Origin of the sequence: Agrobacterium sp. MA01 (assembly GCF_009650195.1) — a bacterium.
In the GTDB taxonomy this organism is placed as follows: domain Bacteria; phylum Pseudomonadota; class Alphaproteobacteria; order Rhizobiales; family Rhizobiaceae; genus Allorhizobium.
Genome location: NZ_CP045854.1, coordinates 4,265,567 through 4,286,520 on the forward strand (window position 1 = coordinate 4,265,567; position 20,954 = coordinate 4,286,520).

The following is a 20,954-nucleotide window of genomic DNA, read 5'->3' on the forward strand; positions in this document are numbered from 1 at the left end:
CAAATTGACAGGTGACAAATTGTCGTATGTGCTGCACCGCAAAACCCAACTAACTAGCTTGGCGAATGTCAATGGTCGTCGAGTGGTGTTCGGGGGGACCCCTGCTCTGTGACCCGTCAGCGTATCAGGGTAAGAGATGCAAGAGCTTCGCCTCCCGAAAATATTGGCCGCCGTGGTGGCGGTCCTTTTCCTGTCCGCCTGCAAGGCTGAAGTCCTTGCTCCCACCGGCGACGTCGCCGCCCAGCAGCGTGACCTTCTGGTCATCTCCACGCTTCTGATGCTGATCATCATTATTCCGGTGATGGCGCTCACCTGCTGGTTCGCCTGGCACTACCGTGCATCCAACAGTCAGGCGATCTACAGGCCGAACTGGTCCCACTCGACCAAGCTCGAGCTGATCATCTGGGCGATCCCCCTGATGATCATCATCTGCCTCGGTGCGCTGACCTGGGTCGGTACCCATCTTCTCGATCCCTACAGGCCACTGGCGCGCGTGTCTGAGGAGCAGCCGCTCGATCCGCAGCAGGAGCCGCTTGAGGTTCAGGTCGTGGCACTCGACTGGAAATGGCTCTTCATCTACCCGCAATACGGCGTCGCCACGGTGAACGAACTTCCGGTCCCGGTCGATCGGCCGATCCGATTCTCGCTGACCTCCTCTTCGGTGATGAATGCCTTCTACATCCCGCACATGGCCGGCATGATCTACGCCATGCCCGGCATGCAGACGACGCTGCACGGTGTTTTCAATAAGGAAGGTACCTTCCAGGGGCTCGCCTCGCATTACTCGGGTGCCGGCTTCTCTGGCATGCGCTTCAAGGCAAACGCAACCGACGCTGCCGCCTTCGAGGCCTGGGTCGAGGAGGCGCGCGCGGGCAGCGACAAGCTGGACCGGGCGAAGTATCTCGAGCTCGAGCGTCCCACCGAGAACGTCACGCCGATCACGTTTGCCAGTGTCGATCCGCAGCTATTTCCGCGCGTGGTCAACATGTGCGTCGAAGACGGCAAGATCTGCATGGCCGAAATGATGGCGCTCGACGCCCAAGGCGGAACGGGTCTCGCCGGAACGGTCAACATGAGCGCCCTGATCTACGACAAGCATGAACGCCGCGGCACGCGCGAGCCGGTCTTCGGCTGGGAACCCTTCAAGGTTCTCGGCTTCTGCTCGGCGGAAGAGCTGGAGCAGATGCTGGCCGCAAAGCCTGCTTCCTACAACGACCAGCCCGTCGTTTCGGGTCCACTGATGGGACACAACATGCCGCAGCCGGTATCGCCTTTCGGCGGTGAGGCCGAACGTTTTCTCACGCTCGTCCGGCAGGCATCCGGCAATGCGCCGCAACTCTGACAGGAATTTGGCATGGCTACGATAGACCATTCCACCACGCTTCTTCTCGGTCGCCTCAATTGGAGTGCGATCCCGTCGGACCCGATCGTGCTTGCAACCTTCGTTGTGGTTGCGGTCGGGGGCGCTGCAACGGTGGGCGCGCTGACCTATTACCGCCTTTGGGGCTATCTCTGGCGGGAATGGCTGACCTCTGTCGATCACAAGAAGATCGGCATCATGTATATAATTCTGGCGTTGGTCATGCTGGTGCGAGGCTTCGCCGATGCCATCATGATGCGCCTTCAGCAGGTGCTCGCCTTCAATGGCTCGGAGGGCTATCTTAACGCCCATCACTATGACCAGATCTTCACCGCCCACGGCGTGATCATGATCTTCTTCGTGGCGATGCCCTTCGTCACGGGACTGATGAACTACGTCGTGCCGCTGCAGATCGGCGCGCGAGACGTCTCGTTCCCCTTCCTCAACAACTTCTCCTTCTGGATGACCGTCGGCGGTGCCGTGCTTGTCATGGCCTCACTCTTCGTCGGTGAGTTCGCGCAGACCGGCTGGCTTGCCTTCCCGCCACTGTCGGGCATCGGCTACAGTCCGTGGGTCGGGGTCGATTACTATATCTGGGGCCTCCAGATCGCCGGGGTTGGAACGACGCTGTCCGGCATCAACCTGCTCGTCACCATCGTCAAGATGCGTGCCCCGGGCATGACCCTGATGCGCATGCCGGTCTTCACCTGGACGGCACTCTGCACCAACATCCTCATCGTCGCCTCCTTCCCGGTTTTGACGATGACGCTGATCCTCCTGACGCTTGATCGCTACGTGGGAACGAACTTCTTCACGAATGATCTCGGCGGCAACCCGATGATGTATATCAACCTCATCTGGATCTGGGGTCACCCGGAAGTCTACATCCTCATCCTGCCGCTCTTCGGCGTCTTCTCGGAGATCACCTCGACCTTTTCCGGCAAGCGTCTATTCGGCTACAGCTCGATGGTCTATGCCACCGTCTGCATCACGATCCTGAGCTATGTCGTCTGGCTGCACCACTTCTTCACCATGGGCTCGGGCGCCTCGGTGAACGCCTTCTTCGGCATCACCACCATGATCATCTCGGTGCCCACGGGGGCCAAGATCTTCAACTGGCTCTTCACCATGTATAAGGGCAGGGTGCGCTTCGATCTGCCGATGATGTGGACGGTCGCCTTCATGCTGACCTTCACCATCGGTGGCATGACCGGCGTACTTCTTGCTGTCCCGCCGGCAGACTTCGTCCTGCACAACTCGCTCTTCCTGGTGGCGCACTTCCACAACGTCATCATCGGCGGTGTGTTGTTCGGCTGCTTTGCGGCGATCGCCTATTGGTGGCCCAAGGCTTTCGGCTTCCAGCTTAATGTCTTCTGGGGCAAGGTCTCCTTCTGGAGCTGGGTCAGCGGCTTCTGGCTCGCCTTCATGCCGCTCTACGTGCTCGGCCTGATGGGGGTCACCCGCCGCATGCGCGTCTTTGATGATCCGGATCTCAGGATATGGTTCATTCTGGCAGCGCTGGGCGCCGTGCTGATCGCTGTCGGCATCGCCGCCTTCTTCATCCAGATCGCAGTCTCGATCTGGAACCGGAAGGACAACATGGATGTCACCGGCGACCCCTGGGATGGTCGCACGCTCGAATGGGCGACGTCCTCCCCGCCGCCGGCATACAACTTCGCCTTCACGCCTGTCGTCCACGATCTCGACGCCTGGCACGACATGAAGCAGGTTGGCCAGACACGCCCGAAGGCACCCTATCTGCCGATCCACATGCCGCGTTACACCGGCTCAGGCGTCATGATCTCCGCGCTTGCCACGCTCTGCGGCTTCGCGCTGGTCTGGTACATCTGGTGGCTGGCGGCCGTGTCCTTCCTCGCGATCATCGCCGTGTCGATCGCCCATACCTTCAACTACGATCGGGACTATTACGTCCCCGTCGACGAGGTCGAGCGTGTCGAAAAGGCGCGTGAGCGCGAACCGGCAAGCGTAGGAGCGCAACAATCGTGAGCACCGTCACCCAAACCGATACGCCTGCCGTCTATTGGGAAACCGAGCCGCATCACCATCCGGAAGGCGCGTCGACGCGGCTCGGCTTCTGGATCTACCTGATGAGCGACTGCCTGATGTTTGCAGTCCTCTTCGCGGTCTTCGCCGTGGTCGGCCAGAGCTATGCGGCCGGTCCCGGCCCAAAGGCGCTCTTCGAGCTGAACCTGATTGCGATCAACACTGGCTTCCTGCTGGTCTCCTCGATCACTTTCGGCTTCGCCATGCTCGCCATGTATGAGGGCAGGCAGGCCCGCATGCAGATCTGGCTTGCCATCACTCTCCTGCTCGGCATCGCCTTCCTGGCGCTCGAGATCTACGAGTTTCATCACCTGATCGAGCTCGGCGCTGGTCCGCAGCGCTCGGCCTTCCTCTCGGCCTTCTTCGCGCTGGTCGGCACGCACGGCCTGCACGTGCTGTTCGGCTGCATCTGGCTTGTCACGCTGATGATCCAGGTCAATCAGAAAGGCCTGATCCCTGCCAACACCCGACGCATGGAATGCTTGAGCATGTTCTGGCACTTCCTCGATGTCATCTGGATCGGGGTCTTCACCTTCGTTTATCTTCTGGGGATGATCTGATGTCGCAACACTCCATCAAGCCCCATGGCCACAACGACCATGGTCACGACAGCACCGGTCATGATCATGGCAGCTACCGGTCATACCTGACCGGCTTCGTGCTGGCCGCGATCCTGACGATCATTCCCTTTGCGATTGTCATGAGCGGTGGCTTCGAAAGCCGCGTCTTGACCGCGGTGACCGTGATCGCCTTCGCTGTCGTCCAGGTTCTCGTCCACATGGTCTACTTCCTGCACATGAACACCCGGTCGGACGAAGGCTGGACCATGCTGTCGATGATCTTCACTGTCATCGTCGTGGTGATCATGATCGCTGGCTCCGTCTGGGTCATGTACAACCTCAACACCAACATGATGCCATCAATGGATCACGAGAGCTTCCAGGGCTTCGGCTCCTGAGACAGCGAGGTGACATGACGCGAGCGGGCCGACCATGGTGGATCATCGGGCTCGGCACGCTCGCCATCGCCCTGCTCCTCGGGCTGGGCGTCTGGCAGCTCCAGCGTCTTCAGTGGAAAACGGCACTCATAGAACGGGTCGAAGCGGGGCTTCTTGCCCCGCCGGTCTCTGCGCCCGGTCCTAATGACTGGGCTGCCGTCTCCTTCGACACCGCGGAATATCGCCGCGTCGAGGTACAAGGCCGCTATCTTCCGGGCGACGATATCCTCGTCAAGGCCGTTACGGCCCGCGGGTCCGGTTTCTGGGTCATGTCGCCTTTCGAAACGCTCGAAGGGTGGCGGCTCTTCGTCAACAGAGGCTTCGTACCTGATGATCGCACGTCGCCGGCAGATCGTCAGCGACCTGCTGGCGAGCCCGAGGTGACGGGGCTTTTGCGGCTCACCCAACCCGGCGGCGCCTTTTTGCGGGACAATGATCCCGCCAATGGCCGCTGGTTCTCTCGCGACACCTTTGCGATGGCCGGTACGCTCGGGCTAGGTGACGTGGCGCCCTATTTCATCGATTCTGACGAACGCGGCGACGCACTCCCGATTGGCGGGCTGACCGTCGTCTCCTTCCCGAACAAGCATTTCGGCTATGCCATGACATGGTTCGGTCTGGCTGCCGTCTTTGCCTATCTGCTTTACCGTGCAACGGGACCCGGCGAACCACACCGCTGATAGAGCCCTTGCAACGGTTGGTCAGGATCCCTTCGTTCCAGCTGCTTGAGGGGTGGGCACCGCGTTGTTAGCGGGGCCGGTCCACATGCTCTTGATGATCTGCTTCACCTGGTATTGCAGCATTTCGTCATGTCTCGCCACCTCCACGAAGCGGCCGGTGAACTCGCGCGTTGAACTCAAGAGTCCCGCAAGCGCGATCGACGCCATCATGCCCAGTTTGATATCGAACGGACGCTTCTGCCCCGCCGCCTCAAGGCTTGACTGCACGAAAGGATAGACGACTTCGAGAAATGGCTTCGCCAAGGCCTCCTCGATGAAATCCTTTCGTTCCTCGTCCCGGCTTTGAATGATTTCCGAAAACATAATTCTCGAAAAATGTGTTCGCCGCCAGATCACGTCCACGACTTCGGAACTGATGAAATCGACACGCTCTGCTTGCGGGCGGTCTTGGGCCCGAGCAATCGCTGCCTCGAGCAATTCCACGGTTTCGCGCGCCACTTCGGTCACGATCGCCTGCCAAAGGCCCATTTTTGATCCGTAGCGGTAGGATATCAGCGCGACGTCGACACCTGCGGTCGCTGCGATTGCGCGCAGTGATGTCTGCTCGAAACCATTTGCCGCAAAGGTCTCCATTGCAGCCTCCAGAAGGCCTTCGGCATTCTGTTCTGCGCCCCGGCGAGGCCGACCCCGTTTCCGCTCTGGCACGTTCTTAACCTGTTTCACACCACCCTCAATTCGTTCGCTTGACAAGCCTAGCCGCATTCCGGCATATATTCAACAGACGATGAATAAAATCCTCCCTCGTTTTCAGGAGCCTGCGATGCCCACCCCGTTGGTAACGCGCCAGATGGGTCGGTTGCCCCCGACGTCAAGAAAACTCCCATGGCTGCTGGCGGCAGTTCTGCCCCTCCTTCTCGCCTCCTGCAGCGACGAGGCGTCGGAAAAGGCCGGCTATGTGCCGACGGTGAGGGTCGCGACCGCAGCCACCGTGTCCGATGCCGTCACGGTCTCCGGTACCGGGGAGGTGAAGCCGAGGGTCGAAAGCGTCCTGTCCTTCAAGGTCAGCGGCCGCGTCATCGCCCGTGATGTCGGGGTCGGCGATCGGGTGAAGGTCGGTCAGGTGCTTGCCCGCATCGATCCGACGGAACAGAAGGCGGATCTGGCGGCGGCAGAAGCGGCCATCCGCGCCCGCCAAGCCACCTTGCGCACCGCCGAATCCTATCTCAACCGCCGTCGCACCCTGACACAGACAGGTGCTCTGCCACAGCAGCAGCTGGACGAGGCGATCCAGCAATATGATTCGGCAGTCAATGATCTCGATGCAGCACAGGCAAATCTCGCCAGCGTGCAGGAAAGCCTGGCTCAGACCGAGCTGAAAGCCGATGCCGATGGCCTCATCACGGCTGTGAGCATCGAGCCGGGAGAAGTCGTGCAGCCATCATCGGCCGCATTCAAGCTCGCCCATGATGGCGAGCTCGATGCTGTCTTCAACGTGGATGAAAGTGCCTTGACCAGGGACACGCCGCCTGAATCGGTCGAAGTCGCCCTTGTCGATCGGCCGGATATTCGCGCAGTCGCGCACATTCAGGAGATCAGCCCCTCGGTGGATCGCAAGCTCGGCACAGTACGACTGAAGCTGTCGATCACCGATCCGCCACCGGAGATCACGCTGGGTTCGGCAATTGTGGCCTATGCGAAGCTCTCGGAAGTGGGGCGAATATCCATTCCGTCCCAATCTTTGACCAGTGCCAACGGAAAGCCCGCAGTCTTCGTCGTCGATCCGGCCACGGAGACAGTCGAGACCCGTCAAATCGAGGTGCTGCGCTACGACGCCGACCGGATCATCGTCGCCAACGGGCTTGAACCCGGTGATCAGTTCGTCGTCGAGGGAACGCAGTTTCTCTATCCGAAACAAAAGGTTCGTACGGTTCAGGGAGACGCGCAATGAAGCAAGTGAAAGCAATTGCATTTCTGTGCCTTGCGGTCGTTGCGCTGAGTTCCTGCAGCGAGGCCGAAGAACAGGCCGCGCCGCAGGAGCGTCCGGCTCTCTCGGTCATCGCCGGGCCGCGCGCGAGTGAGCCTGGATCGACCTTCACCGGGACCGTCGAGGCCAAGCTGAATGTCGACATCGGCTTTCGTCTGCTCGGTCGGGTCACCGCGCGCATGGTCGATGTCGGCGATGTCGTTCGTGCCGGCGAGGTTCTGATGACGCTCGACACGACCAGCCTTCAGCTCGCTGTCCGCCAGGCCGAAGCAGATCTTGCATCCGCAAATGCCAAACTCGATCTGGCGCAGGTCAATGCCAGCCGTCAGGCGACACTTCTGAGAACCCAGGCGACCACGCGTGAGCGACTGGAAGAAGCCGAGCAGACCGCGGAAGCCGCCGAGGCGACTGTCCGGCAAAAGGAAGCCGATCTGACGAAAGCGCGTGAGCAGACAACCTATGCCACTGTCGTCGCACAAACCGATGGTGTCGTTTCGGCCGTTAGCGCGGAAGTCGGACAGGTCGTTGCAGCCGGTCAATCGGCCGTGACGATCGCCCGGCTGGAGGCCCTCGATGCTGTCATCGATGTCCCCGACACGCTGAAGGCGCTTCAACTGCCCGACACGGAATACGAGGTCACCCTCCTGTCGAACCCGCAAATCAAGGCACAAGGTCGCGTGCGGGAGGTCGCACCCGAGGCTGATGGCGCAACCCGGACGCGGCGAACCAAGCTTGCGCTTTCTGCCCCGGACAAAGCGTTTCGCCTCGGCAGCACCGTGGTCGCGAGACCAATCGCAGCCGTCGCCACCGCCATCTGGCTGCCTGAAACGGCCATGGGTGCCGATCAGTCAGGCGGCGCATTTGTCTGGGTCATCGACCCGGCCAGCGGTGCCGTGGCGCGTCGGCCTGTCGAAGCCGAAAAGGCCGATGGCGGCGGCTATGACATTGTTTCGGGATTGCAGGCCGGAGAGCGCGTGGTCAGCGCCGGCGTGAACTCCCTCACCGAAAATCAGATCGTTTCCTTCACCGACGAGATCGCCCGATGAACAGCAAATTCAATCTTTCCGAATGGGCACTGCGGCACAAGTCGCTCGTCTGGTATTTCATGATCCTCTCCACGGTTGCGGGGATCATGGCCTATTTCAATCTCGGACGGGAAGAAGATCCCGAATTCACGATCAAGACGATGCTGATCCAGGCCCAGTGGCCGGGAGCATCGGTCGACGAAATGACCAGTCAGGTCACCGATCGGATCGAGAAGAAACTGCAGGAACTCGAATCCCTCGACTACACCAAGAGCATCAATGCGCCGGGACAGGCGACGATCTACGTCAACCTTCTCGAGAACACGAAGGCGGCGGACGTCAGCCAGACCTGGGTCAAGGTCCGGAACATGATCAATGACATCGTTCCCAACCTCCCTCAGGGTGTGGTCGGTCCCTTTTTCATCGACAGCTTCGGTGATGTCTATGGCAATATCTATGCCTTCACGGCGGACGGACTGACACAGCGACAGCTCCGGGACTATCTGGAAGCGGCAAGAACCGAGATCCTTGCCGTTCCCAATGTCGGTAAGGTCGATCTCATCGGCGCTCAGGACGAAGTGATCTATCTGGAATTCTCCACCCGGCGTATGGCCGCGCTCGGCATCACCCAGCAACAGATCGTCGAGACACTGCAGAACCAGAACGCCGTCGTCGCATCAGGCACTCTGCGCACCGCGTCCGAGAGCATCAGCATGCGCGTCTCAGGTCAGTTCTCCACCGAAGACGATCTGAGAAAGGTCAACCTTCGCGTCAACGACCGCTTCTTTCGACTGAGCGATGTCGCGACCATCACGCGCGGCTATGTCGACCCGCAACAGGCGTTGTTCCGGGTCAATGGCGAGCCGGCGATCGGTCTTGCGATCGGCATGAAGCCGGGCTCCAACCTGCTCGAATTCGGCGAAGCCCTGTCCGAGAGGATGGAAAAGGTAACCGCCAACCTGCCCATCGGCATTGGCATTCATCATGTGGCCGATCAGGCAGTTGTCGTCGACGAGGCGGTCGGCGGTTTCACCAAGGCCCTCTTCGAGGCGATCGCCATCGTTCTCGTCGTCAGCTTCATAAGTCTCGGCGCCAGAGCCGGGCTCGTGGTCGCTCTGTCGATCCCGCTGGTCCTCGCCATCACCTTCGTCGCCATGGAGTATCTGGGCATCTCCCTCCAGCGCATTTCGCTGGGTGCATTGATCATCGCGCTCGGCCTCCTGGTCGACGATGCCATGATCGCCATCGAGATGATGGTGTCCAAGCTTGAACAGGGCGAACCCCTGTCCAAGGCAGCGATAGCGGTTTGGACCTCGACGGCGTTTCCGATGCTGACCGGCACCCTGGTCACCGTCGCGAGTTTCATTCCCGTCGGTCTAAACGACAGCGCCGCCGGCGAGTTCACCTTCTCGCTCTTCGTCGTCATTGCCGTTGCCCTGATCGTTTCCTGGATTGTGGCCGTTCTCTTCGCGCCGGTTCTCGGGGTGCTGATCCTTCCGGCAAAGATGGAGCGGCATCATGAGCAGAAGGGCAGGGTTGCCCAGATGTTCTCGCGCATTCTGGCGGCTTGCATGCATCGGCCGAAGATGACGGTCGCCGCCACATTCGGCGTCTTCCTCCTCTCCGTCTATGGCATGGGCTTCGTCCAGCAGCAGTTCTTCCCAGCATCGGATCGTCCGGAGCTGATCGTCGATTGGACCGGGCGGCAGAACTCCACGCTGGCCCAGACCAAGGCCGACATGGATGAATTCGAGGCCGCCTACCTCGCCAATGACGACAGTATCGACCACTGGACGTCCTATGTTGGGCAAGGCGCCAAGCGTTTCGTTCTCTCATTCGACGTGCAGCCGTCGGCCCCATATTTCGGCCAGATGGTCATCGTGACAAAGAGCATCGAAGCCCGTGAGGCTCTCAAGGAAAAGCTGAAGGCGGTTGCCGCAGATGGCTATCCGGGTACGGACATTCTGGTCAAGGAAATGGAGCTTGGGCCGCCGGTCGGTCGGCCGATCCAGTACCGCGTCAGCGGCCCGGATCCGGAAAAGGTGCGCGAATACGCAGCCGGACTTGCAGCCGTCATCGGCACGGAGCCACGTCTCGGTCGCATCGTCTTCGACTGGATGGAGCCGGCTCGCACCGTCAAGGTCGATGTGCTTCAAGACAAGGCCCGCCTTCTCGGCGTGAGCTCGAGCGATATCGCGACGGCGCTCAACAATATGGCCGGTGGCTCCACCATGACCCAGCTGCGCGACAGTATCTATCTGATCAACGTTGTTGGCCGTGCGCCGGGCGACGAGCGTCAGTCTGTTGAAACACTCCGCAATCTGCAGCTACCCGGCGGTGATGGCCAGTCCGTACCGCTCGCCTCCATCGCCACCTTCTCCTACGGCATGGAGCAGCCCGTGATCTGGCGTCGTGATCGCAGTCCGACGATCACGCTGAAAGCTGCCATTACCGATGCCACGCAGCCGGCCACCATTGATGCGGCCTTGAAGGGCAAGGTCGAAACCTTTGCCGCCGATCTTCCTGCGGGTTATCATGTCGCGGTCGGCGGCTCGGTCGAAAGCAGCGCCAAAAGCCAGGCACCGATTGCGGCCGTCGTGCCGCTGATGCTTCTGACCATGACGACGATCCTCATGTTCCAGCTGCAGAGCTTCCAGCGCCTTTTCATGGTGGTGATTGTCGCCCCGCTCGGACTGATCGGTGTTGTCGCAGCCCTCCTGCCCAGCGGGGCGCCTCTCGGCTTCGTTGCCATTCTCGGCGTCTTGGCCCTGATCGGTATCCTCATCCGAAACTCGGTCATCCTCGTGGTCGAGATCGATACGCTGCAACGCAACGGCCGGCATGCCTGGGACGCCGTACGCGAGGCCACCGAGCACCGCATGCGACCGATCATGCTGACGGCTGCCGCAGCCAGTCTCGCGCTCATCCCCATCGCCTCTGAGATCTTCTGGGGGCCAATGGCTTTCGCGATGATGGGCGGCATCATTGTCGGTACGGTGCTGACGCTGCTTTTCCTGCCGGCGCTTTATCTGATCTGGTTCCGGATCAAGGAGCCCTCGGTCACAGCCTGACCGACTGGGCCAACTTCGACCGGCCTCGACAAAGCTTGCGGCCGGTTTTCTTCTCGGCTCAATAAGAACTTTCGAGACTGTAGCGGCTACCCGGATAGAGAAGCCGAACGGATGTCACCAGCCGGTCGCCGGACCAGGTCCGACGCCGCACCAGAAGACAGGGTTCGGACCTTGCGATGGCCAGCAGCCGGCATTCCCAGGGCTGTGGAAGTACCGCCTCAACGAACTGCTCGGCACGCGAAATCGGCGCGATACCGCTCAGATAGGCATTCGGCGTCATCGCCAGGAAATCCTGATCGAGATAGGCGGGCGCAAGCTCCGCATGGACGAAGCGATCCTCGAGCTGGATCGGCAGGTCGTCCTCCTTGTGCACGATGACCGAATGAAAGGCTGATGTGCCGGCCTCCACTTCCAGCCTGTCCGCCAGATCGTGATCGCAAACTTCCGCCTGCATCAGCACGATCTCTACGGAATGCTCGCCGCCGCGCTCGGCGATCTCCTCGGCGATGTTGCGCACGTCGCTGACATTGGCCCGGCGCTTCTTCGGCGCAACGAAGGAGCCTCGCCCCTGGACACGCACGATGACGCCTTCGTTGGCCAGTTCCCTGAGCGCCCGATGCGCCGTCATCCGGCTGACCCCCAGCATCTCGACCAGCTCGTTCTCGGAGGGAATGCGGTAATTGATCGGCCATTCGCCACGCTCAATCCGCGCCTTGATCTCGGCCTTCATCTGCTCGTAGAGCGGCGTATCCTGCCGTTCCTCGGGGAGTGCAAAGCCTGGCTGGTCGTCGGACATGGTGGGTCGATCCTGATGGTAGCGAAGCGATCTTGCGGGTTTCTAGCCGCCGCGCTTCGGGCATTCCCTTATCGGCACATGCCTTGTCTAGGCAACCGGTTCGGGACCGGAGGCCCGATCCAGAACGGCAATCATTTCGACGCGGTAGAGCGTGCAATCAGCCGCGCGAGGCTCGACGGTGAACTCAAACGGTACCTGCTCTGAGATCATGATATCGCCGAGCCCGACTTCCGATCCCATGCTATCGATCGCAACAAGGGCATCACCCCGAAACACGATTGCGACGGTGTCCCCCGACACCGAAAGCGTCTGTGCGGCTGAGACGTCGATCTTCGTCATGCGATGAACGAAAAACCCGCGACGGCTCATGACATTGAGATCGAGGGTTTCGCCGCCAAGACAATCGGCCTGCACTTCCGAATCGCCGGAAAAGGCGAAGGGAGGCGATTCCACGAGTAGCGGCGGCTCCTGCCTCCCATCGACCGTCAACTGCATGCCGTCGCCTTGCAGAACGGCTATCGTCCTGTCGATCCCGGCAAAGACCGAGAACGGACCGGAGGTCCCGACGGTCGCAAGACTGATTCGCCAGTCGAACCCGCCGGCTCCATCCGAAGCAGGCCTGGAGATCACCTCGCGGGTGATCCCCAGCCCGTTTTTCCAGGGCATCTTCAGGTGCTCGTCGAAGCGCTGGATGCGGATGGACATGGGCGTTTCGCGTCCCCTCAATTGCCGAGAATGCCGGGCAGACGAAGGCCTTTTTCCTTGGCGCAGTCGAGCGCGATGTCATAGCCCGCATCGGCATGGCGCATCACGCCGGTCGCCGGATCGTTCCACAGCACCCGCTCCAGCCGGCGTGCAGCATCGTCCGTGCCATCGGCGCAGATGACCATGCCGGAATGCTGTGAAAAGCCCATGCCGACGCCGCCGCCATGATGCAGCGAGACCCAGGTCGCACCCGAGGCGCAGTTCAGGAGTGCGTTCAGAAGCGGCCAGTCGGACACGGCGTCCGAGCCGTCCTTCATCGCTTCCGTCTCGCGATTCGGCGAGGCGACGGAGCCGCTGTCGAGATGGTCACGTCCGATGACGACGGGTGCCTTCAGCTCGCCAGTCCGCACCATCTCGTTGAAGGCGAGGCCGAGCTTGTGGCGATCGCCAAGGCCGACCCAGCAGATGCGGGCGGGCAGACCCTGGAAGGCGATGCGCTCGCGTGCCATGTCCAGCCAGTTATGCAGATGCGTGTTGTCGGGCAGCAGCTCCTTCACCTTGGCATCGGTCTTGTAGATATCCTCCGGATCGCCCGAAAGTGCCGCCCAGCGGAACGGGCCGATGCCGCGGCAGAAGAGCGGGCGGATATAGGCCGGCACGAAGCCGGGGAAGGCAAAGGCATTCTCGAAGCCTTCTTCCTTGGCGACCTGGCGGATGTTGTTGCCGTAGTCGAGCGTCGGAATGCCCCTGTTCCAGAAGTCGACCATGGCCTGCACATGGGTCTTCATCGAGGCGCGTGCGGCGACTTCCACCGCCTTCGGATCGCTTTCCTGCTTTGCCCGCCATTCGGCAACCGTCCAGCCGAGCGGCAGATAGCCATGGATTGGATCATGGGCCGAGGTCTGGTCGGTGACGATGTCAGGGCGCACGCCGCGACGCACGAGTTCCGGGAAGATCTCGGCGGCATTGCCGACGAGGCCGACGGATTTGGCTTCGCCGGCCTTCGTCCACTGGTCGATCAGGGCAAGCGCCTCGTCCAGCGTATGCGCCTTGGCGTCGACGTAACGGGTGCGCAGGCGGAAATCGATGCGGGTCTCGTCGCATTCGACGGCAAGGCAGCAGGCGCCGGCCATGACGGCGGCGAGCGGCTGGGCACCACCCATGCCGCCAAGGCCTCCGGTCAGGATCCACTTGCCCTTGAGATTGCCGTTGTAGTGCTGGCGGCCAGCCTCCACGAAGGTCTCATAGGTGCCCTGCACGATGCCCTGCGTGCCGATATAGATCCACGAGCCGGCGGTCATCTGGCCGTACATGGCCAGCCCCTTTTTATCCAGCTCGTTGAAGTGATCCCAGGTCGCCCAATGCGGCACGAGGTTGGAATTGGCGATCAGCACGCGCGGCGCGTCCTTGTGGGTGCGGAACACACCGACCGGCTTGCCCGACTGGACGATCAGCGTCTCTTCTTCGGTCAACGTCTTCAGCGTCTCGACAATCCTGTCGAAATCGTCCCAGGTGCGGGCCGCACGCCCGATGCCGCCATAAACGACCAACTCATGCGGCCGCTCGGCAACATCGGGATCGAGATTGTTCATCAACATGCGCAGCGGCGCTTCCGTCATCCAGCTCTTGGCCGAGAGTTCGGTTCCGGTGGCGGCGCGGACGTCGCGGATATTGTGTCTGGGATTGCTCATGGTCCTCGCTCCTCAGCGTTTCAGATCGAGCGCGATGGCTTCGATTGATGTCAGAATCTTCTTGAGATGATGTCGCAGCGCCTCGGCCTTCCCGGCGTCATAGGCGAAGGGTGGTGCTTCGGTGGCCAGATGCGTGACCTGCGCCAGTTCCATCTGGATGGCGTGCACGCCGGTCTCCGGCTGCCCGTAATGCCGTGTCGTCCAGCCGCCCTTGAAGCGGCCATTGACCACAGACGTGTATCCCTCGGCCCGACCGGCGATCTCGGCGGCGGCTTTCTCGATCCTGACATCGCAGGTGCGGCCCATGTCCGTGCCGATGTTGAAGTCCGGCAGAGGCCCTTCGAACAGGAAGGGGATCAACGAACGGATCGAATGGCAGTCATAGAGCACCGCCACGCCATGCAACGCTTTCACGCGCTCGATTTCAGCCTTCAGCGCCGCATGATAGGGCTGATGGAAGCCTGCCAGCCGATCGGCGATATCGCCCTCGGTCGGCTCTTCGCCGCTTTTCCAGATCGCCACCCCGTCGAAATCCGTTTCCGGAACGAGGCCGGTGGTGTTCTGCCCCGGATAGAGGCTCACGCCATCAGGGTCGCGGTTCGCATCGATCACGTAACGATGGAACGTGGCCCTGACCGCCGTCGCACCCGGCAGCAGGCCGGCATAGAGTTCATGGATATGCCAGTCGGTATCGGCCAGCAGTTTGCCGTTATCATCAAGCCGATCCCAGATCGCGGGTGGGACATCCGTGCCCGTATGCGGGAAGGCGAGAATGACGGGCGAGTTGCCTTGGGTGATTTCGAAGACGGCCATCTCAGCCCTCCAGCCCCGGCAGTATCCCGGCGGAGACCGCCGAAACCAAGGTCCCATCCGCCACCAGGCGACCGGCGGCCTCCAGATCGGGGGCCATGTAGCGGTCCTCCTCCAGGGTGGCGACATGGGCACGCAAGGTGGAGATCACGCGTTGCAGTTCCGGGCTTGTCGTCAGGGGCGCGCGGAATTCCACGCCCTGGGCAGCCGTCAGCGCCTCGATGCCGATGATCGAGAAGAGGTTGTCGGTCATCTGCAGCAGGCGCCGCGCGCCATGGCAGGCCATGGACACATGGTCTTCCTGATTGGCGGATGTCGGCGTCGAATCGACAGAGGCCGGATGGGCCATCTGCTTGTTTTCACTCATCAGGGCAGCCGACGTGACCTCCGCGATCATCAGACCGGAGTTGAGCCCCGGTTTCTTGGCGAGGAAGGCCGGCAGCCCGTAGGAGAGGGCCGGATCGACCAGCAACGCGATGCGCCGTTGTGCGATCGCGCCGATCTCGCAGACGGCAATCGCGATCTGGTCGGCAGCGAAGGCCACCGGCTCGGCATGGAAGTTGCCGCCAGAGACGACGCTCATGTCGGAAAGCACCAGCGGATTGTCGGTGACGGCGTTCGCTTCGATTTCGAGTGTCCGGCCCGTCATGCGCAACAGGTCGAGGCAGGCGCCGTCGACCTGCGGCTGGCAACGGATGCAATAGGGATCCTGCACACGTTCGTCGCCGTCCAGATGGCTTTCCCGGATCACCGAACCGGCGAGCAGGCCACGCAATGCCGCTGCCGTATCGATCTGGCCCTTGTGGCCGCGCAGCGTATGGATGTCAGCGGTGAAGGGCGCTGACGAGCCCATGGCTGCATCCGTCGAGAGCGCGCCGGTGATCAGTGCCGCCAGTGCAGCCCGATGGGCGCGGAACAGGCCGGCCAGCGCCAGCGCCGTCGAGGCCTGCGTGCCGTTGATCAGCGCCAGACCTTCCTTGGCCGCCAGCACGACGGGCGTCAGCCCCGCGCGCTTCAGCGCCTCGGCGCCGGAAAGCCGTTCGCCCTGATAGAAGGCCTCGGCCTCTCCCATCATCACAGCGGCCATATGCGCAAGCGGTGCGAGATCGCCGGATGCACCGACGGAGCCTTTCTCTGGAATGAGCGGGGTGACACCCTTGTCCAGCATGCCTTCGATCAGCCGCACCAGGTCCAGGCGAACGCCGGAGGCGCCGCGACCGAGCGAGATCAGCTTAAGCGCCATGATCAAGCGCACGATATTGTTCGCCAGCGGCTGGCCCACGCCGCAGCAATGCGAGAGAATCAGATTGCGCTGCAGCGTCTCCGTATCGGCAGCATCGATCTTGATCGAGGCGAGTTTGCCGAAGCCGGTATTGATGCCATAGACCGGCTCATTGCCGGCGGCGATTTCGGCAATGCGCGCGGCCGCCCTCTCGATGCCGGCATCGAAACTGCGGTCGAGCACGGCACTTTCGCCGCTCCAGTAGATCTCGGCCAGTTCGGCGAGAGAGACGCGGCCGGGGTGAAGCGTAATGGTCACGACAGAATTCCTTTGGTGATGTGGCCGTTCCAGATGCGCTGATGCAGCGGATTGAACCCGATGCGGTAGACAAGCTCAGCCGGGCTCTCGACCGACCAGATGGCAAGATCGGCCTGCTTGCCGACCTCAATGGTGCCGACCGTATCGAGACGCCCGAGCGCGCGGGCGGCATTGCGGGTGACACCAAGAAGGCATTCCTCGACCGTCATGTGAAACAGCGTGGCGGCCATGTTCATGGTGAGCAGCAGGGAGGTGAGCGGCGAGGTCCCGGGATTGCAGTCCGTGGCAAGCGCCATGGCCGTTCCGTGTTTGCGGAAGAACTCGATCGGCGGCTTCTTCGTCTCGCGGATGAAGTAGTAGGCGCCTGGCAGCAGCACCGCGACGGTTCCGGCCTGCGTCATTGCGGCAGCACCTTCCTCATCCGTGTATTCCAGATGGTCGGCCGACAGCGCCTGGTACTCGGCTGCAAGGGCTGCCCCATGGAGGTTCGACAGCTGATCCGCATGCAGTTTTACCGGCAGTCCGAGAGATTTCGCCGCGTCGAAGACAATCCGCATCTCCTCAGGAGAAAAGGCGATGCCTTCGCAAAAGCCGTCCACCGCATCGACCAGTCCTTGCACCTTGGCAGCCCTCAGGCCCGGCAGCACAACCTCCTCGATGAAGGCGCGATTGCGCCCCCTGTAGTCGGCAGGCGTTGCGTGGGCGCCGAGATAGGTCGTCGTGACGGCGACCCGACGCTCGTCTCCGAGCTGACGCGCAGCACGCAGCATCTTGAGCTCGTCATCGACGGTCAGCCCATAGCCGGACTTGACCTCAACGGTCGTCACACCCTCGGCGATCAGCGCATCGAGCCGGGGAAGGGTTTGGGTGACAAGATCCTCCTCGCTCGCCTCGCGCACCTGGCGCACCGACGAGACGATACCGCCGCCAGCGCGTGCAATTTCCTCATAGGAAGCGCCGGCAAGACGCATCTCGAATTCTTTGGCCCGATTGCCGGCATGCACCAGATGGGTGTGGCAATCGATCAGGCCCGGGGTCACGCAGCGCCCCTCGCAGTCGATGACGTCGGCACCGCTGGGGGTCGTGATATCGTTCGCCGCGCCGACGGCCACGATCCGCCCGCCATCTATCACCAGACTGCCATTCTCGATCACGCCGAGCCCTGGCAGGCCCGGTGCCATGGTCGCGAGCCGAGCATTGGTGAGTACAGTCGTCATGCGCCCTCGCTCTCCGACCATGCAGCCGTCGTCTTCAGGAGTATCCGGATCTGCTGGATGTCGCCGTTCATGGGCCGATCGTCCTGGTAGACGGGCACCACATGGCGAAGCCGCTCGTAGATCCCTTGCGTCATCGCAGCTCTCTTGGCCTTGGATGGCTGCAGGTCATGGGCCTGCGCGGCGGCGGTCAGTTCGATGGCAAGCACCGTCTCGAGATTGTCGAGGATGGCGAGCGCCTTGGCAGCTGCTGGCGTCGCATGGGTCAGGATGTCTTCCTGCAGGCCGGATGTGATGCCACCGTCAAGGCTTGCCGGCATCGCCAGCCGGCGGTTTTCCGCCACCAGTGCTGCCGCTGTATACTGAATGATCATGAAGCCGGATTCGACGCCGCTGCCCGATGCGAGAAAGGCCGGCAGACCGCTCACCAGCGGGTTGACCAGGCGGTCGATCCGCCGCTCGGAAATGGCGGCGAGTTCGGCTGCGGCCGTCGCCAGATGATCCATGGCGAGCCCAAGGGCGGCACCGACCGCATGCGCCTGCGAATGCACTTTCGGGTCTTCAGGCGATCCGCTGACAGCGGGGTTGTCGGTGACGCTCGCAAGCTCCCGATCCACCACCGCCCGCGCCTCCGCGAGCGCATCGCGCACCGCGCCATGCACATGCGGCACGGCCCTGAGGCTGAGCGGATCCTGCGTCCGCTTGCCCGCAGATTCCGCCAGAAGCACGCTTCCGGCCAGCAATGTCCGCAAGTTCTGCCCGACCTGCTGCAGCCCATCGGACTTCCGCAGGGAAAGCGGCATTTCCGCAAATGGGCCTGTCTGCGTGCCGAGGTTCTCATAGCTCATCGCGGCAGCCGCATCTGCCCAATCGACAAGATGCGTGAGCCTGGTCACGGCAAGCGAAGCAAGACCCGTGGCGCAGGGTGTTCCGTTGATCAGGCTCAGGCCCTCCTTCGCCTGGAGTATCAGAGGCTTGAGACCCAGTGATGCCAGCGCTTCTGCGCCGGACAGTAGCTTTCCGTCATGACGGCATTCGCCTGATCCGATCAGGACAAGCCCGATCGCCGCGCCATGTGTCAGGTAACCGACGGAGCCCCTGGATGGGATCACCGGAAGCACATCGCCGTTCAGGAGGGCGATGAGCGTCTCGACGACCTCAAGCCGGATGCCCGAATAACCATGCGCGAAATTGGCGATCTGGGCTGCCATGATCGCGCGGGTCTCCAGCAGCCCGAGCGGTTCACCGACACCACAGGAATGGCTGAACAGCAGATTGCGGGAAAGCGATGCCTGGTCCTCGCGATCGATGACCACGTCGCAAAGTGCGCCAACGCCGGTATTGATCCCATAGCCACGGATACCTTGGTCGACCAGGGCTTCAACGATTGCGCGGGCTTTGAGGATCCGCTGCCGCGCCGTTTCGCTTAAGGCCAGCCTGGCGCCCTCGGCAATCGCGGCGATCGCATCAGAAGTCAGCACCTTATCGAGAGTGATCGTCTGCACCATCAGGCGCTCCATCTGCTGAAAAGAATTCGCCGGCTAATGAAACTCATTGCAGGATCCTCTTCAGCGCGCGGGCAAAGTCGCCGTCGATGCGCTCTTCGGCACGGTGGCGACCCTCCCGAACCACGAAGTCTCCACGAACCATCACGTCGCGCACGGCCTCGCTGCCGAGCGCAAAGATCCAGCGGTCGAGGATCTGATCGTCTTTGGCAGCGGCGATGAAAGGGTTAGCGCCGTCGAGTACGACAAGATCGGCGCGCGCGCCGACGCGGAGACCGCTCGTCTTGAGACCCGCAGCCTGGGCCCCGCCGGAGAGGCTGGCGTCGATCAGCGTGCGGCCGACCGAGGCGCCAGGACCGGATACAAGCCGGTTGCGGCGTCGATCGCGCAGCCGCTGCCCATATTCCAGCACGCGCAATTCTTCCGCCACCGAGGTTGCGACATGGCTGTCCGTGCCGATCCCGAAGCGCCCGCCCAGGGCCGTGAATTCCGTTGCGGGATAGATCCCGTCGCCGAGATTGGCTTCGGTGGCCGGGCAGAGACCCGCGACCGCACCTGACTTCGCCAGCCGTGCCGTTTCCTCCGCCGTCATGTGCGTCGCATGGATGGCACACCAGCGCTCGTCGAGCGCAAACTCGTCGAGCAGATAGCTGACCGGCCGGCGGCCGCTCCAGGCAAGGCAGTCCTCCACCTCCCGTTCCTGTTCGGCCACATGAATATGGATGGGCCCGCCAGTTTGCTCCGCCGAGAGGACCGCGCGCATCTCGTCCGGCGTCGCCGCCCGCAGCGAATGGATTGCCAGACCAAGGCGCACATCGGCAGTCGTGCAAGCAGGCGCCAGCCGATCGAGAAGAGCCAGGAAACTGTCGACGCTATGAATGAACGGACGCTGTCCTGCATTGGGCTCGATCCCTCCGAAGCCGGCATGGGCATAGAAGACCGGCAGGTGCGTCAGGCCTATCCCGGCCGTCTCGGCCGAACGCAGGATACGGCTGGACATCTCGAAGCCGTCGGACGTGCCGACCTCAGGCAGAGCATGGTGGAAATAGTGAAATTCAGCGACATGACCGAAACCACCTTTCAAAAGTTCACTATACAACTTCGTTGCAACAGCCTCGACATCGTCAGGCGACATCTGCCCGACCAGCCGATACATGGTGTCACGCCATGTCCAGAAGCTGTCATCGGTTGAGCCGGCGATCTCGGCGAGACCGGCCATTGCCCGCTGAAACCCGTGAGAATGCAGGTTTTGCAGTGCTGGAACCACGGGTCCGGCCAGCATGGTTGAATCTGGCCCATACACCGTGCCGCGTTCGATCGTGGCTATCGAGCCGCTCTGATCGATCCCGATTGTCACATCGCTTGCCCAGCCCTCGGGCAGAAGCACGCGCTCACAGAACAGACTTTGAGAAGCTTTCATCTCGAAACCTTTGCAAGTTGTATAGGCAACATGGCAGGTTCCAAGCTTCGGCGCAAGAGGGCACCGATGCGCCGTCGGATCCGGTGTTCCGT

General features: G+C 62.0%; 17 protein-coding genes. 8 read left to right on the top strand and 9 right to left on the bottom strand.

Features of this window, described 5'->3' with window-relative positions:
* Nucleotides 1-136 precede the first annotated feature (136 nt).
* The 5 genes from cyoA to GH983_RS20345 are packed head-to-tail and all read left to right on the top strand — an operon-like array spanning nucleotide 137 to nucleotide 5,101.
* The gene (gene cyoA / locus GH983_RS20325; RefSeq protein ID WP_069042675.1) at nucleotides 137-1,342 is read left to right on the top strand and encodes a ubiquinol oxidase subunit II; all 1,206 of its coding nucleotides are present in this window, start codon (nucleotides 137-139) and stop codon (nucleotides 1,340-1,342) included.
* 12 nt (nucleotides 1,343-1,354) lie between these two features.
* Nucleotides 1,355-3,367 carry a cytochrome o ubiquinol oxidase subunit I gene (cyoB, locus tag GH983_RS20330; RefSeq protein ID WP_153763345.1) on the top strand — a complete coding sequence of 671 codons (2,013 nt, stop codon included), beginning with the start codon at nucleotides 1,355-1,357 and terminating at the stop codon, nucleotides 3,365-3,367.
* A complete protein-coding gene (gene cyoC, locus GH983_RS20335; RefSeq protein WP_371418499.1) occupies nucleotides 3,361-3,984 on the top strand; it encodes a cytochrome o ubiquinol oxidase subunit III in 624 nt (207 codons plus the stop codon). The genes cyoB and cyoC overlap by 7 nt, the downstream gene beginning before the upstream one ends.
* A complete protein-coding gene (gene cyoD / locus GH983_RS20340; RefSeq protein ID WP_054149323.1) occupies nucleotides 3,984-4,382 on the top strand; it encodes a cytochrome o ubiquinol oxidase subunit IV in 399 nt (132 codons plus the stop codon). Before cyoC ends, cyoD begins: the two co-directional genes overlap by 1 nt.
* A 14-nt stretch (nucleotides 4,383-4,396) precedes the next feature.
* Entirely contained in the window at nucleotides 4,397-5,101 is a 705-nt protein-coding gene (locus GH983_RS20345; RefSeq protein ID WP_069042672.1) for an SURF1 family protein, read from the top strand.
* A gap of 21 nt (nucleotides 5,102-5,122) precedes the next feature.
* Here GH983_RS20345 and GH983_RS20350 read toward each other — a convergent pair whose 3' ends face one another.
* Nucleotides 5,123-5,734 carry a TetR/AcrR family transcriptional regulator gene (locus GH983_RS20350; protein WP_069042671.1) on the bottom strand — a complete coding sequence of 204 codons (612 nt, stop codon included), beginning with the start codon at nucleotides 5,732-5,734 and terminating at the stop codon, nucleotides 5,123-5,125.
* Nucleotides 5,735-5,921: 187 nt separating this feature from the next.
* Between GH983_RS20350 and GH983_RS20355 the strand changes: the two genes are divergently transcribed.
* From GH983_RS20355 to GH983_RS20365, 3 genes are read left to right on the top strand one after another with little or no spacing between them, the layout of a single operon-like run.
* Complete coding sequence (locus tag GH983_RS20355; RefSeq protein WP_171901575.1) at nucleotides 5,922-7,049, top strand: efflux RND transporter periplasmic adaptor subunit; 1,128 nt, start codon at nucleotides 5,922-5,924, stop codon at nucleotides 7,047-7,049.
* The gene (locus GH983_RS20360) at nucleotides 7,046-8,131 is read left to right on the top strand and encodes an efflux RND transporter periplasmic adaptor subunit (RefSeq protein WP_069042669.1); all 1,086 of its coding nucleotides are present in this window, start codon (nucleotides 7,046-7,048) and stop codon (nucleotides 8,129-8,131) included. The genes GH983_RS20355 and GH983_RS20360 overlap by 4 nt, the downstream gene beginning before the upstream one ends.
* Nucleotides 8,128-11,181, top strand: a complete 3,054-nt coding sequence (locus GH983_RS20365; protein WP_069042668.1) for an efflux RND transporter permease subunit — start codon at nucleotides 8,128-8,130, stop codon at nucleotides 11,179-11,181. The genes GH983_RS20360 and GH983_RS20365 overlap by 4 nt, the downstream gene beginning before the upstream one ends.
* Before the next feature lie 58 nt (nucleotides 11,182-11,239).
* Here GH983_RS20365 and hutC read toward each other — a convergent pair whose 3' ends face one another.
* The 8 genes from hutC to hutF all read right to left on the bottom strand — a co-directional run bounded on the left by hutC (nucleotide 11,240) and on the right by hutF (nucleotide 20,862).
* Nucleotides 11,240-11,977, bottom strand: coding sequence for a histidine utilization repressor (gene hutC / locus GH983_RS20370; protein WP_069042667.1), 738 nt, complete (start codon nucleotides 11,975-11,977; stop codon nucleotides 11,240-11,242).
* 87 nt (nucleotides 11,978-12,064) lie between these two features.
* Entirely contained in the window at nucleotides 12,065-12,682 is a 618-nt protein-coding gene (locus GH983_RS20375) for a HutD family protein (RefSeq protein WP_153763346.1), read from the bottom strand.
* A gap of 17 nt (nucleotides 12,683-12,699) precedes the next feature.
* Nucleotides 12,700-14,373 carry a urocanate hydratase gene (gene hutU / locus GH983_RS20380; RefSeq protein ID WP_069042666.1) on the bottom strand — a complete coding sequence of 558 codons (1,674 nt, stop codon included), beginning with the start codon at nucleotides 14,371-14,373 and terminating at the stop codon, nucleotides 12,700-12,702.
* 12 nt (nucleotides 14,374-14,385) lie between these two features.
* Complete coding sequence (gene hutG, locus GH983_RS20385) at nucleotides 14,386-15,186, bottom strand: N-formylglutamate deformylase (RefSeq protein ID WP_153763347.1); 801 nt, start codon at nucleotides 15,184-15,186, stop codon at nucleotides 14,386-14,388.
* 1 nt (nucleotide 15,187) lies between these two features.
* Nucleotides 15,188-16,723 carry a histidine ammonia-lyase gene (gene hutH / locus GH983_RS20390; RefSeq protein ID WP_153763348.1) on the bottom strand — a complete coding sequence of 512 codons (1,536 nt, stop codon included), beginning with the start codon at nucleotides 16,721-16,723 and terminating at the stop codon, nucleotides 15,188-15,190.
* Entirely contained in the window at nucleotides 16,720-17,940 is a 1,221-nt protein-coding gene (gene hutI / locus GH983_RS20395) for an imidazolonepropionase (RefSeq protein ID WP_153763349.1), read from the bottom strand. The genes hutH (GH983_RS20390) and hutI overlap by 4 nt, the downstream gene beginning before the upstream one ends.
* Nucleotides 17,937-19,445 carry a histidine ammonia-lyase gene (gene hutH / locus GH983_RS20400; RefSeq protein WP_153763350.1) on the bottom strand — a complete coding sequence of 503 codons (1,509 nt, stop codon included), beginning with the start codon at nucleotides 19,443-19,445 and terminating at the stop codon, nucleotides 17,937-17,939. The genes hutI and hutH (GH983_RS20400) overlap by 4 nt, the downstream gene beginning before the upstream one ends.
* A 43-nt stretch (nucleotides 19,446-19,488) precedes the next feature.
* Entirely contained in the window at nucleotides 19,489-20,862 is a 1,374-nt protein-coding gene (gene hutF, locus GH983_RS20405) for a formimidoylglutamate deiminase (protein ID WP_153763351.1), read from the bottom strand.
* Nucleotides 20,863-20,954: the final 92 nt, after the last annotated feature.